This window comes from Micromonospora sp. Llam0, assembly GCF_003751085.1.
In the GTDB taxonomy this organism is placed as follows: Bacteria; Actinomycetota; Actinomycetes; order Mycobacteriales; family Micromonosporaceae; genus Micromonospora_E.
The window spans coordinates 1,854,418-1,866,686 of record NZ_RJJY01000001.1; the positions used below are offsets into that span (position 1 = coordinate 1,854,418).

Consider the following 12,269-nt stretch of genomic DNA (forward strand, 5'->3'; position numbering starts at 1 on the left):
TGTCACGACCGGCGGACGTTTCGTCAAGGTGTGATGTACTCGCCGTGCGGCGGCCGCCTTCCGGGGACGACCCGTAGTATCCGCCGGGTGCCCGCCTTGCCATCGTCGCCCGCCCGGGGCGCACCCGATGCCTGCCCCGGCGCCCTGCAACTGCACCCGGCCGCCGACGGCCTGCTGGCCCGGATCCGCTGCCCCGGAGGGCTGCTCACCGCCGTCCAGCTCCGGCTGCTGGCCGCCGTCGCCCGTGACCATGGTGATGGACATCTCGAACTGACCAGCCGGGCAAACGTCCAGGTGCGCGCGGTCGCGGCCGCCGCCACCGGACCGCTCGCCGCCCGGCTGCGCGCCGCCGGGCTGCTGCCGTCTACCACGCACGAACGGGTCCGCAACATCCTCGGCTCCGCCCTCGCCGACATCGACACCCCGGCGGCCTGGGACGTCGGGGCGCAGGTCCGCGCCCTCGACGCGGCGATCTGCGCGGAGCCGGACCTGGCCCGGCTCTCCGGGCGGTTCCTCTTCGCCGTCGACGACGGCCGAGGCGACACTGTCGCGTCCCGAGCCGACGTCGGTCTACTGCCCGGTCCGGACGACGACGTGGCCGTGCTGCTCGCCGGTAGCGACCACGGGCTGCGGTCTCGGCCCGCCGACGCGGTACGGGCCGCGGTCGCCGCCGCCCGTGCCTTCCTGGACGATCCGGACGCGGCGGCCGGCAGCGCGTGGCGCCTCGATGACCTGACTCCGGCAGCGCTGGACCGCGTCGTGACCCGGGCCGGCGCCGCACCCGGGGTACGGCGTACCGCGCGGCGGTGGCAACCACCGACGCCGGCCGGCGGCCCCGCCGTGCCGGTCGGGGTGCGGCACCGACCCGACGGCGGCTTCGCCCTCGTCGTGGCGGTCCCGTTGGGACGGTTGACAGTCGACCAGGTCGACCTGCTCGCGGCCGCGTCGCCGCAGCTGCGGATCACGCCGTGGCGGGGGATGGTGCTGCCCCGGGTGACCGACCCCGCCGGTTGGGCGGACCGGTTCACCTGCGCCGGGCTGGTTACCGACCCCGGCTCGCCGTGGCTCGGAGTGACCGCCTGCGCGGGGCTGCCGGGCTGTGCCCGGTCGCGGGCCGACGTGCGCGCCGACGCGGCAGCGACGCACGCCGGGCGGCCGGCCCCGACCGGCGATGTGCCAGCACCGGGGCGCCGTCACCGCCTGCCGGTGCACTGGATCGGCTGTGAGCGTGGCTGCGGCACCCCGGCCGGGCCGGTGGTCCGGGTGACCGCCACCGGTGACGGGTACCAGATCGACGTCCCCGACCGGACCAGCGTCCACCTCCCGACCGGGGCCGCTCTCGGCGCGGCCGTCCAGACCGCACGTGAGGAGCCATGATGGGCCATGTCCGCGACGCGGCCGAGATCTACCGGCAGTCGTTCGCCACCATCCGTGCCGAGACCGACCTGAGCCGATTCACCGCCGAGCAGGCCCGGGTCGCGGTGCGGATGATCCACTCCTGCGGGATGGTCGACCTGGTCGACGACCTGGTCTTCTCGCCGCAGGTGGTGGCCGCCGCCCAGGGCGCGTTGCGGGCCGGTGCGCCGATCCTCTGCGACGCCACCATGGTCGCCGCCGGCGTCACCCGGCGCCGGCTGCCGGCCGACAACCCGGTGCTCTGTACCCTGTCCGACCCCCGGGTGCCGGAGCTGGCCGATCGGCTGGGCACCACTCGCAGCGCTGCGGCTGTCGAACTGTGGGTCGACCGCCTCGACGGCGCGGTGGTCGCCGTCGGCAACGCACCGACTGCGCTGTTCCGGCTGTTGGAGCTGGTCGACGCCGGTGCCGGCCGGCCGGCGGCGGTGCTCGGCGTACCGGTCGGTTTCATCGGCGCGGCCGAGTCCAAGCAGGCTTTGATCGACCATGGTGGACTGGAACACCTGGTGGTCCGGGGACGACGCGGCGGCAGCGCGATGGCCGCCGCCGCGCTCAACGCGATCGCCAACGACGACGAGGGACAGGTGGGGCGTTGAACGCGCGTCGTGGCGGAGCAGGCCAGCTGTACGGTGTCGGCCTCGGCCCGGGTGACCCGGAACTGGTCACCGTGAAGGCGGCCCGGCTGATCACCGCCGCCGACGTGATCGTGCACCACAGCGCCCGGCACGGTCGCAGCGTCGCCCGGTCCATCGCCGAGCCGTACCTACGCGCGGGACAGATCGAGGAGGCGTTGGTCTACCCGGTGACCACCGAGCGCAGCAGCCACCCTGGCGGCTACCGGGCGGCGATGGACGAGTTCTACGCCGACTGCGCGCGCCGGCTCGCCGCCCATCTCGACGCCGGTCGGACCGTGGTCGTGCTCGCCGAGGGCGACCCGCTGTTCTACGGCTCCTACATGCACCTGCACAAGCGGCTGGCCGACCGGTACCCGACCGAGGTGGTGCCCGGCGTCACCTCGATGAGCGGTGCTGCCGCCGCCCTCGGCCGGCCGTTGGTGGAGGCCGACGAGGTGCTCACCGTCCTGCCCGGCACGCTGTCCGGTGCGGAGCTGACCCGACGACTGGCCGACACCGACGCTGCCGCCGTGCTCAAGCTGGGCCGGACCTTCCCGGCGGTACGCGACGCGCTGACCGCCGCCGGCCGGCTCGACGACGCGTGGTACGTCGAACGGGCCAGCACCGGGGCGGAACGTGTCGAGCCGCTGGCCGGCGTCGCCCCGGAGTCCGTGCCGTACTTCTCCCTGGCGTTGCTGGCCAGCCGGCGCGGTGGCACCGTCGCGGCGAGCGCCGTCGAGACTGCCCGGTCCGGCCGGGGAGAGGTGGTGGTGGTCGGCCTCGGACCGGCCGGCCGGGACTGGATCACCCCGCAGGCCCAGGCCGCTCTCGCGGCCGCCGACGACCTGGTCGGGTACGGACCGTACCTGGACCGGGTGCCGGCCAACCCCCGGCAACGTCGGCATCCGTCGGACAACCAGGTCGAGGCGCAGCGGGCCGCGTACGCGCTTCGGCTGGCGGCCGACGGAGCCCGGGTCGCGGTGGTCTCCTCCGGCGATCCCGGGGTGTTCGCGATGGCCACGGCGGTGTTGGAGGTCGCTGCGGAGCCCCGCTGGAAGGACGTGCCGGTCCGGGTGCTGCCCGGCGTGACCGCCGCCCAGGCGGTGGCCGCCCGGGTGGGGGCACCACTCGGGCACGACTATTGCGTGCTGTCGCTGTCGGACCGGCTCAAACCCTGGCCGGTGATCGAGCGGAGGCTGCTCGCCGCCGCCCGCGCCGACCTGGTGATCGCGATCTACAACCCGGCGTCGCGCAGCCGGACCTGGCAGCTGGCCCGGGCCCGGGATCTGCTGCTGGAGCACCGGTCGGCACACACCCCGGTGGTGGTGGGCCGTGACGTCGGCGGCCCCGGTGAACGCGTCGACGTGGTGGCGTTGGCCGATCTGGACCCGGTCATGGTCGACATGCGGACCCTGCTGATCGTCGGTTCGTCGGCGACCCAGGTCAGCCACGACGGTGCCACGCCGCCGGTGGTGTTCACCCCGCGGCACTACCCGGGCTGAGCACCCGCCGCCGCGCCGAGTTCGGCCAGCCAGGTCAGGGCGGACTCGACGTCGCTGACCGTCGGCGCGGACGGCGCGGCGGCCCGGTCGACCATCAGCACCGGCAGGCCGAGCTCGCGGGCGGCGACCAGTTTGGCGGACGTCTCGTCGCCGCCGCTGTCCTTGGTCACCAGCACGTCGATGGCGTGCGTACGCATCAGCGCCCGCTCGCCGTCCACGGTGTACGGCCCACGGTCGAGCAGCAGTACCCGGTCGGTGGGCAGCGGCGGCTGCGGCGGGTCCACCGTCCGGATCAGGAAGAAGACGCCGGTCAGCGGCGCGAATGCGGCCAGGCTCTGCCGGCCGGTGGTCAGCATCGCCCGGCTGCCCAGTGTGGGCAGCGCTGCGGCGGCAGCGGTCAGGTCCGGTACCCGGTGCCAGACGTCGCCCGGCCCGGCCGTCCAGCCCGGCCGGCGCAGCACCAGCAGCGGTGTGCCGGTCCGGGCGCAGGCGGTGATTGCCGAGGTGGAGATCCGGTTCGCGAACGGGTGGGTCGCGTCCACCACCGCGCCGATGCGTTCGTCCCGTAGCCAGCGGGCCAGCCCGTCCGGTCCACCGAAGCCACCGACGCGGGTCTCGCCGTGCGGCAGCCGGGGCCGGGCTACCCGGCCGGCCAGCGAGGTCACCACCCGCGCCGTCGGGTCGGTCGACAGCGCGGCGGCGAGCTGACGGGCCTGGGCGGTGCCGCCGAGAACGAGCACCCGGGGTCCGCCGTCCGGGCCGGGGCCGGTCCGGTGACCGGTCATTGCCGGCGCCGGTCGGCGCTGTACAGATGGCTGTCGGGGAAACCGGCCGCGCCGAGCACCGCGCCGACGACGATCACCGCGGTACGCCGTACGCCGGCGGTGTGCACCTGGCTGGCGATGTCGGCCAGCGTGCCCCGCAGCAGCACCTCGTCGGGACGACTCGCCCGGGCCACCACCGCGGTCGGGCAGTCCGGGCCGTAGTGCGGTAGTAGGTCGGCCACCACCTCGTCGATGCGCTGTACGGCCAGGTGCAGCACCAGGGTGGCTCGGCTGGCCCCGAGGGTGGCCAGGTCCTCGCCCGGCGGCATGGCGGTGGAGCTGGCCGACACCCGGGTCAGGATCACCGTCTGGCCGACCTCCGGCACGGTCAGCTCCCGGCCGAGCGCGGCGGCGGCTGCGGCGAAGGCGGGCACGCCGGGCACGATCTGGTACGGCACCCCGGCGGCGTCCAACCGACGGATCTGCTCGGCGACGGCGCTGAACAGCGCGGGGTCGCCGGAGTGCAGCCGGGCGACGTCGAGTCCGGCGGCGTGCGCGGCCAGCATTTCGGCAACGATCTCGTCCAGGGTGAGCCGGGCGGTGTCGACCAGCCGGGCCCCGGGCAGGCAGTGGGCGAGCAGCTCGGCCGGGACCAGACTGCCGGCGTACAGGCAGACCGGGCTGGTCGCGACGACCTCGCGGCCCCGGATGGTGATCAGGTCGGCGGCACCGGGGCCGGCCCCGACGAATCGTACGGTCACCGGCGTTCCACCACCCACTGGGTGACCGGCATCGCCGGCCGCCAGCCGGTGAAGCCGCCGACCGGCGCTGCCCGACTGATCGCGATCCGGGTCAGGTCGCCGCCGTGGCGGGCATACCAGTCGGCGAGGAGCACCTCGGACTCGACGGTCACCGCGTTGACCACCAGCCGGCCGCCGGGCCGCAGCGCCGACCAGGCGGCGTCCAGCAGTCCGCTGGTGGTGACCCCGCCGCCGACGAAGATCGCGTCCGGAGGGTCGAGACCGACCAGTGCCTGCGGGGCAGCCGCGGCGACCACCGTGATGCCCGGTACGCCGAGCGTCGCCGCGTTCGCCGCAATTCGTTCAGCCCGCCGCAGGTCGTGCTCCACGGCGACGGCCCGGCACTGCGGATGGGCGCGGGACCACTCGATGGCGATGCTGCCCGATCCGGCCCCGATGTCCCAGAGCAGCTGCCCGGGCAGGGGACCCAGCCGGGCCAGCGTGACTGCCCGGATCTCCCGTTTGGTCAGCTGACCGTCGTGCTCGTAGACGTCGTCGGGCAGCCCTGGCACCCGGGGCAGCGGCGCAGTGCCAGGCTCGGCCCGGCAGTCCACCGCGACCACGTTGAGCGGGTCGACGTCGAGGCCGCCCCAGTCCTGGGCGGTGGCCGTCCGCAGCTGTTCCCGGGCGCCGCCGAGTTGTTCCAGTACGGTCAGCGGGCTGGGTCCGTAGCCTCGGGCGGTGAGCAGGCCGGCCACCTCACCCGGGGTGGTCATACCGGCGCTGAGCACCAGCAGCCGGCGCCCGGGGTGGACCAGCGGGTGCAGCAGCTGTACCGGGCGGCCGACGGCGCTGACCACGTCGACCTCCTCGACCGGCCAGCCGAGCCGGGCGCAGGCCAACGAGACCACCGACGGGTGGGGCACGGCCCGTACCCGGTCGGGGTCGAGCAGCCGGACCAGGGTGCCGCCGATGCCGTAGTGCATCGGATCGCCACTGGCCAGCACCGCGAGGTGCTGCCCGCGGTGTTCGTCGAGCAGTCGGGGCAGGTGGGCGAGCAGCGGGGTGGGCCAGGTGCCGGTCGTCGCCGGCCGTTCGGGCGGTGGGATCAGCTCGATCTGCCGGCGGCTGCCCAGCAGCGCGGTCGCCGCGCGCAGCGCCGACCGGCCGGCGCCGGACAGCCCGTCCCATCCATCGGCGCCGATACCGACGACGGTGACCACAGCCGGTCCGGGTCTGGGGGGCATCGTCCGACGGTAACGGTTCGCCGCGTCGCTCGACATGGCCACCCCGCCGGTGGTGATCCGTGTGACGTCGCCCGGATCAGACGTTGCCGAGCCGGCGGGTGACCGTGATGACCAGCACCACCCGGTCCGGGTTGGGGCGTGGTACCCGGTAGCGCAGGGCGTAGCGCTGCTCCGCGTCACGGACCGTCGGCGGATCGTCGTGGAGCCGGGCCAGGCCTTCCAGCGTCGACCATCGCTTGCCGTCGACCTGGCAGACGGCCACCGGGGCCCCGGTCACGCCGGCGGCCCGGACGTGTGCGGCCTTGCGGGACCGGCCGGAGGTGATCACCCGGGCCACGCCGCTGTCTGGGTCGAAGGTTACTCCGACTGGAACCACGTGCGGGCTTGCGTCCGGACGCAGCGTGGTCAGCGTGCACAGGTGCCGTTCGCGCCAGAAGTCGCGCAGCGCGTCGCTGGTCTCCGGCGCGGCAGCAGATGTCGTCACCCATCATATTCTGGCACCGTGGCCGCCGGTCGGCGGTCCCGACGCGCCCGTGGCGGCGCTGGAAGGTCCCGCGCCGGTGCGGTCGGTGCCGGATCGGCTGCGTTGAGTCGCGGCTCAGCAACGGGCGCCGTACCCGCCGTTTGAACCAAGCAATTGCTAGTCCGCTACAGCGCGTCCAGTAATCCTTTTCGCAGGGTGCGCGAGTAGTGTGTGTCGGCGGGGCGGCGCGCCTTAACGTCGGTCTCCCGCAAGAGTCGGCTGCGTCGCCCCACCTTCGAGACCGGCCGTCGGCGGCGGCCCGGGTGGGTTCCCCGCCCCGGTCCTGTCGCCCCCGTGCCGTTGACCCGGTGCCGGTCGACCGGATGATCTGTCGACCGGGTTGAACCGTCCCCGTCGGACCGCCGTATGCATGGTCGAGACGCTGGCGGAAACCGCCGACGCCTCACCGAACATCCTCCGACAGTGTCTGGTGGCCCCACGCTCGGGGCGCCGCCGGACACGGGCCGCGCGGCCCACCGGGACGCCGTCGATCGAGCGGCGCGGCTACCGGCAACTGTCCCCAGAAGGGTTGGGTTGTCAGTCCCATGTACTCGCGTTCTCCCCGGCGGAGGGTCGACCACCCGGTCGGTCCCTCGCCGTTGAACTCCCGGCGGTGGAAGGTGGCCGGCACGGTCGGCCTGGCGGCTGTGATCATGGGGGCCGGCCTCGGTCTCGCGGCGGCGGACACCTCTGCCGCCGACGATGCCGGGGTGATCGTCTGCCCGAGCGTGGTGGACCGGTTGCCGGCGGTGCCGGCGGCGGCGCGGGCCGAGGTGGACCGGGATCTGCAGGCGTTGGAGACGCAGCTTGCCGAGGCCAACGCGCGGTTGGTCAGTAGCCAGGGTCAGGGTGGTCCGAACTTCGTGGACAACGCGATTCTTGGTCCGTTGGTGAGTAAGCGGACGGCGGCGATCGAGCGGATCGCGATCTCGATCGGTCGGCAGGGGCAGCGTCCGGCTGGCCTTGAGCAGTTCGCCACCTGTGAACTCGTCGCCGCCGGCCAGGCCGGCGGAAGCGGTGCCGACGACGTTGCGGCGACCACCCCGCCGGCCGCCCTGCCGGAGGTCCCGGCCGCCGACGGGGCCGGGGTGATCGTCTGCCCGAGCGTGGTGGACCGGTTGCCGGCGGTGCCGGCGGCGGCGCGGGCCGAGGTGGACCGGGATCTGCAGGCGTTGGAGACGCAGCTTGCCGAGGCCAACGCGCGGTTGGTCAGTAGCCAGGGTCAGGGTGGTCCGAACTTCGTGGACAACGCGATTCTTGGTCCGTTGGTGAGTAAGCGGACGGCGGCGATCGAGCGGATCGCGATCTCGATCGGTCGGCAGGGGCAGCGTCCGGCTGGCCTTGAGCAGCTCGCCACCTGCGAGCTGCGGGAGGACTGACCCCAGCCGACACAGACAGGTTCCCGCCGCTCACCCGGGAACCCGCCCCTCCGGCGCCGCCCTCCTCGCGGTCGCCGGAGGGGCATCTTAATTTCGGCTTAGAATCTATTGTGACGATACCGTGACTTTGTGTGGCGTCGAGCGTGTTTCTGCACGTGGATTGAGTGGTAGGTAGCGGGATGATTCCGGCAGACCGGTGACCTCACAATCAAATCCCGGAGCCGTTCATCCGTCGACGCCTCAACTACGTAGATGCAGAGGGACGGCACTGGAGCGGGCGAATCGACCGGGAAGCGGTACGGTTTCTCCGGCGCCAAGCCAAGGGCAGGGCACTCGCGGTGGACCGGGCGGATGAGCCCGGCCGGTGCGGGTGTGTGGATGGCACCGAGTGGAGATCGAGGAGCAGATGGCGCGGACGAACCAGAACCAGCGACCCGCCGGCCCCAGGACCGAACTCTCCGGCGGGCGACAGCCGTCCCGCCTTTCGGTCCTGATTCTCTCGGCGTCGGTGCTGGCGGCCTTCTGGGCACTGGCGATGCTTACGTCGGCAGGCCGGGTCGCGTACGTCTACGCGTTCTTCTTCCTGGACTTCTTCGGTGGCGTCTTCGCCCTGGTGGCGCTCAGCATCACGGTGATGATCGGGCTGCTGGCGACCGACCGGATCGTGCTGCTGCCCCGGCACCGGGTGCTGCTGCAGTCGGCGCACCGCACCACCGGGATCATGGCGATCACCTTCCTGGTGCTGCACGTCATCACTCAGATCACCACCGGTGCGGTCTCCGCCGTCGGGGCGTTCATCCCGTTCCTCGGCGGCGGTCAGGCGATCTACGTGGGCATGGGCACCCTCGCGGCGTACCTCATGTTCGCGATCATGTGGACCGGTCTGGCGCGGGCCCGGTGGGTCGGTGTGGGCCCGCCGTGGCTGTGGCGGGCGCTGCACAGCGGTGCCTACGTCGCCTGGCCGATCGGGATCATGCACGGACTCGGCACCGGCCGACCCCCGGCGACCTGGGTGACGCTCAGCTACGTCATCTGCCTTGTGCTGGTGGTCATCGCCCTGCTGGTCCGGTTCGCCACCGGCGTGGGCAAGAAGAAGCCGTTCGTGTCGCAGGCCACCGGCACCTCGATGAAGCCGGTCGGCAAGATGGCCGACGACTCCCGGTCCGGGTCCGGATCGTCACGCCGTCGGGGCAATCGGGACGACGGAATCAGCCTGGAACCGGCGACCGCCCGCTTCGCGTCGTTTGGCGAGCGTGGCGCGGACATGATCGATTCGTGGGTGCCGGCGGGTGCCGGGCGCGGCACCTCCACCCGGTCCGCCGACCGGTACCGGGTACCCGAGGTGGGGCGACCCGCGCCGCGGTCGCGTCCGGCCGCGACCGAGGAGTCCCGGGAGTACCGCCGGTCCGACTCCGGCCGCGGTCGCTACGCCGAGGAGGACGCCGGCACACGCCGACGCTACGCCGAGGAGCCCGACCAGCGGCGCTACGCCGAGCCGGACGGCGGACGGCGGCGCCAGGTCGACGACGACGGTGGTTACGCGCCCCGCGAGTCACGGCGTTCGGTCGCGGAGACCATCGGCTCCCGGGGCCGCTACGCCGACGACCGTCCGGTCTCCGGCACCGGTGCCCGGAGCCGGTTCGCCGACGACCGTCCGGTCTCCGGGGCCGGCCCGCGTGGCCGGTTCGACGACCGTCCGGTCTCCGCCGAACCGGCCCGCGGTCGGGCGTCGCGCTACCGGGCCGAGCCCGATCCGGCTCCGGTGGACCGTGAGATGGATGACTACCTGCCGGCCGACGACACCCCGACGCTGGTCGATCTGGCCTCCCGGCGGGCCCAGCGGGCGGCTGCGGCAGAGTCCGCGGGCAGCCGGCGGTCCCGGCGACGTCGGGACGCGGAGGACTCCGACGACGAGTACTGGACGCAGCTTCGAGGAGAGGCGAATTGAGCACGGCATCGGTCCCGCCGGTCGCCACCGTCGGCCCGCCCCGGTTGACCGCCGGGTTCGAGGAGTTCGGTCGGCTCGATCTGCGGGCGCACGAACAGGTGCACGGCGGGGTCGGACCACTGTCGGTCGACGACCTGATGCGGCTGGCTGAAGCGATCGACCTACGGGGACGGGGCGGTGCCGGCTTTCCGTTCCACCGCAAGGTCCAGGCGGTGGTCGAGTCAGCCGACAAGCAGGACAAACCGGTTATCGTCGTGGTCAACGCCACCGAGGGGGAGCCGGCCAGCTGGAAGGACAAGGTGCTGCTCACCCGGGCCCCGCACCTGATCCTGGACGGCGCGGCGCTGGCGGCGTACGCGCTGGAGGCCGACGAGATCGTCATCGGTGTCGCGGACGACGGCGTCGGCGGCGCGTCACTGTCGGCGGCGCTGGCCGAACGCCGGATGCCGGTGCCAGCCAGCATCGTCACCGTCCCGCACCGGTTCATCTCCGGCGAGGGCGGGGCGTTGGTCCGGGGCATCAACGGTCTGCCGCACATCCCGCCCGGGGTCAAGGTCCGGGCCAGCGACTCTGGGGTGTCCGGTCTGCCGACGTTGCTGTCCAACGCGGAGACGTACTCCCAGCTCGCCATCGCCGCCCGGCTCGGCCCCTACGAGTACGGCGCGGTCGGCCTGGCCGACGAACCGGGGACGGTCCTGCTGACCATCGGCGGGTCCGCCGCCCGTCCGGCCGTGGTGGAGTGCCCCACCGGGACCCCGCTGCGGGACATCCTGGAACTGTGCGAGGCGCCGGTCGGCCCGGGGCTGCTGATCGGTGGGTTCCACGGCAAGTGGATCACCCCCGAGGCGGTGTCCGTGGTCGACGTGTCCCGGAAAGGTTTCACCAAGGTCGGTGGCACGATCGGCGCCGGCATCACCATCCCGCTCGGCGACAGCACCTGTCCGATGGGCGAGGTCGCCCGGGTGGTGCACTATCTCGCCGGTGAGTCGGCCGGGCAGTGCGGGCCCTGTCGGCTCGGACTTCCGGACCTGGCCCGCACCGTCGATTCCCTGGTCATCGGCAGCGCGGCGGTCGACATGGTCCGGGCGGCGGCGAGTGTGGTGAAGGGGCGGGGCGCCTGCAGCCACCCGGACGGCACGTCCCGGTTCGCCATCTCAGCGCTGGAGGTGTTCACCGAGGATCTGGCCGCGCACGCCCAGGGCGACGGCTGTGGTAAGCCGGTCAAGGGTGTCCTCCCGCTGCCGGCCGACGCGCCGTCCGGTGGCACCAAGCGGCTGAGTGTGGACTGGACCCGGTGCGACGGGCACGGCCTGTGCGCACACGTGGTCCCGGAGTTCATCCGCCTCGACGCGAACGGCTATCCGGCCTTCCCGCCGTCCCCGGTGCCGGTGTGGTTGGAACCGGGTGCCCGCAAGGCGGTCAACATGTGTCCGGCGCTGGCCTTGCGGTTCGGCGAGGGCAAGGGCGGCCACTGACCGCCGCCGGCGGTGCCGCATCGCCACCGGCGCAGCCGGTGGCTTCCCTTCCTGGCCGGCTGCTGAGACACTGCTGTGGTGTTGAAAGATGTCGATCCACCTCGGGCTCGGGCGTCGCGGCGACGCGTCGCGGCGTGGTGGCTGGTACCGGAGCTACTGGTGCTGATGCTGCTCGCGGGTGGCTTCCACTACTCGACCGCGGCGGCGGCGCCGGTGTTGACCGAGGCGCAACTGCGCGACGACGCCGCGCTGCGGATCGCGACCACCATTGAGCAGTCCACCGCGGACGAGCACGCCGCGCACGGTCACGAGGTCAACCCGGACGAACGGATGCTGTGCACCGCGGAAGTCTGGCGGCTGGACCCGGCCACCGTCCGATCCGACGAGGTGGGCACGGCCTACGGCTACTACCTGTGCGCGACAGGTACGCCGGGCACCCCGTACCTGCTGTCCCGGATGAACGCCGGCCCGATCGTGGCCCGGCTCACCGATCCGCCTGAGCTGACCGTCACCCGGCTCGACCAGGACTTCCGGACCCAGGTCGAGGCGATGATCCCGGCGGAGTTCGTCGAACAGGCGTTCAAGGGTTTCGCCGACCCGCAACGGGCGGACGGGCTGCGGCAGCGCTTCGAACGCCAGATCAGCGCGGCGGCGTAGGTCG

General features: G+C 73.3%; 11 protein-coding genes. 7 read left to right on the top strand and 4 right to left on the bottom strand.

The window, feature by feature from the left end; all coding sequences use genetic code 11:
- Positions 1–87 precede the first annotated feature (87 nt).
- Genes EDC02_RS08360 through EDC02_RS08370 form a run of 3 tightly spaced genes read left to right on the top strand, consistent with a single transcriptional unit; the run spans position 88 to position 3,532 of the window.
- Positions 88–1,377, top strand: coding sequence for a precorrin-3B synthase (locus EDC02_RS08360; RefSeq protein WP_233605804.1), 1,290 nt, complete (start codon positions 88–90; stop codon positions 1,375–1,377).
- On the top strand, positions 1,374–2,012 hold the full coding sequence (locus tag EDC02_RS08365) for a precorrin-8X methylmutase (protein WP_123601444.1): 639 nt from the start codon (positions 1,374–1,376) through the stop codon (positions 2,010–2,012). The genes EDC02_RS08360 and EDC02_RS08365 overlap by 4 nt, the downstream gene beginning before the upstream one ends.
- Entirely contained in the window at positions 2,009–3,532 is a 1,524-nt protein-coding gene (locus tag EDC02_RS08370) for a precorrin-2 C(20)-methyltransferase (RefSeq protein WP_123601445.1), read from the top strand. The genes EDC02_RS08365 and EDC02_RS08370 overlap by 4 nt, the downstream gene beginning before the upstream one ends.
- Here EDC02_RS08370 and EDC02_RS08375 read toward each other — a convergent pair.
- The 4 genes from EDC02_RS08375 to EDC02_RS08390 form a co-directional block, all read right to left on the bottom strand.
- On the bottom strand, positions 3,520–4,317 hold the full coding sequence (locus EDC02_RS08375; RefSeq protein ID WP_123601446.1) for a cobalt-precorrin-6A reductase: 798 nt from the start codon (positions 4,315–4,317) through the stop codon (positions 3,520–3,522). The genes EDC02_RS08370 and EDC02_RS08375 overlap by 13 nt on opposite strands.
- Complete coding sequence (cobM, locus tag EDC02_RS08380; RefSeq protein WP_123601447.1) at positions 4,314–5,057, bottom strand: precorrin-4 C(11)-methyltransferase; 744 nt, start codon at positions 5,055–5,057, stop codon at positions 4,314–4,316. Before cobM ends, EDC02_RS08375 begins: the two co-directional genes overlap by 4 nt.
- Positions 5,054–6,283, bottom strand: a complete 1,230-nt coding sequence (gene cbiE, locus EDC02_RS08385; protein ID WP_123604620.1) for a precorrin-6y C5,15-methyltransferase (decarboxylating) subunit CbiE — start codon at positions 6,281–6,283, stop codon at positions 5,054–5,056. The genes cobM and cbiE overlap by 4 nt, the downstream gene beginning before the upstream one ends.
- Before the next feature lie 76 nt (positions 6,284–6,359).
- Entirely contained in the window at positions 6,360–6,767 is a 408-nt protein-coding gene (locus EDC02_RS08390; protein ID WP_123601448.1) for a pyridoxamine 5'-phosphate oxidase family protein, read from the bottom strand.
- A gap of 659 nt (positions 6,768–7,426) precedes the next feature.
- Between EDC02_RS08390 and EDC02_RS08395 the strand changes: the two genes are divergently transcribed.
- From EDC02_RS08395 to EDC02_RS08410, 4 genes are all read left to right on the top strand, one after another.
- Positions 7,427–8,185 (top strand): hypothetical protein, encoded by a 759-nt coding sequence (locus EDC02_RS08395; protein ID WP_148083372.1) that lies wholly within the window; start codon positions 7,427–7,429, stop codon positions 8,183–8,185.
- Between the two features lie 406 nt (positions 8,186–8,591).
- Positions 8,592–10,133, top strand: coding sequence for a hypothetical protein (locus EDC02_RS08400; protein ID WP_158632098.1), 1,542 nt, complete (start codon positions 8,592–8,594; stop codon positions 10,131–10,133).
- On the top strand, positions 10,130–11,608 hold the full coding sequence (locus tag EDC02_RS08405) for an NADH-quinone oxidoreductase subunit NuoF family protein (RefSeq protein ID WP_123601451.1): 1,479 nt from the start codon (positions 10,130–10,132) through the stop codon (positions 11,606–11,608). The genes EDC02_RS08400 and EDC02_RS08405 overlap by 4 nt, the downstream gene beginning before the upstream one ends.
- A 159-nt stretch (positions 11,609–11,767) precedes the next feature.
- Entirely contained in the window at positions 11,768–12,265 is a 498-nt protein-coding gene (locus EDC02_RS08410) for a hypothetical protein (protein ID WP_148083373.1), read from the top strand.
- Positions 12,266–12,269: the final 4 nt, after the last annotated feature.

Bases quoted from the DNA above. Each gene is read 5' to 3' on its own strand.
- EDC02_RS08365 (WP_123601444.1), top strand. From the start codon at position 1,374: ATGATGGGCCATGTCCGCGACGCGGCCGAGATCTACCGGCAGTCGTTC.
- EDC02_RS08375 (WP_123601446.1), bottom strand. From the start codon at position 4,317: ATGACCGGTCACCGGACCGGCCCCGGCCCGGACGGCGGACCCCGGGTG.
- cbiE (WP_123604620.1), bottom strand. From the start codon at position 6,283: ATGCCCCCCAGACCCGGACCGGCTGTGGTCACCGTCGTCGGTATCGGC.
- EDC02_RS08400 (WP_158632098.1), top strand. From the start codon at position 8,592: ATGGCGCGGACGAACCAGAACCAGCGACCCGCCGGCCCCAGGACCGAA.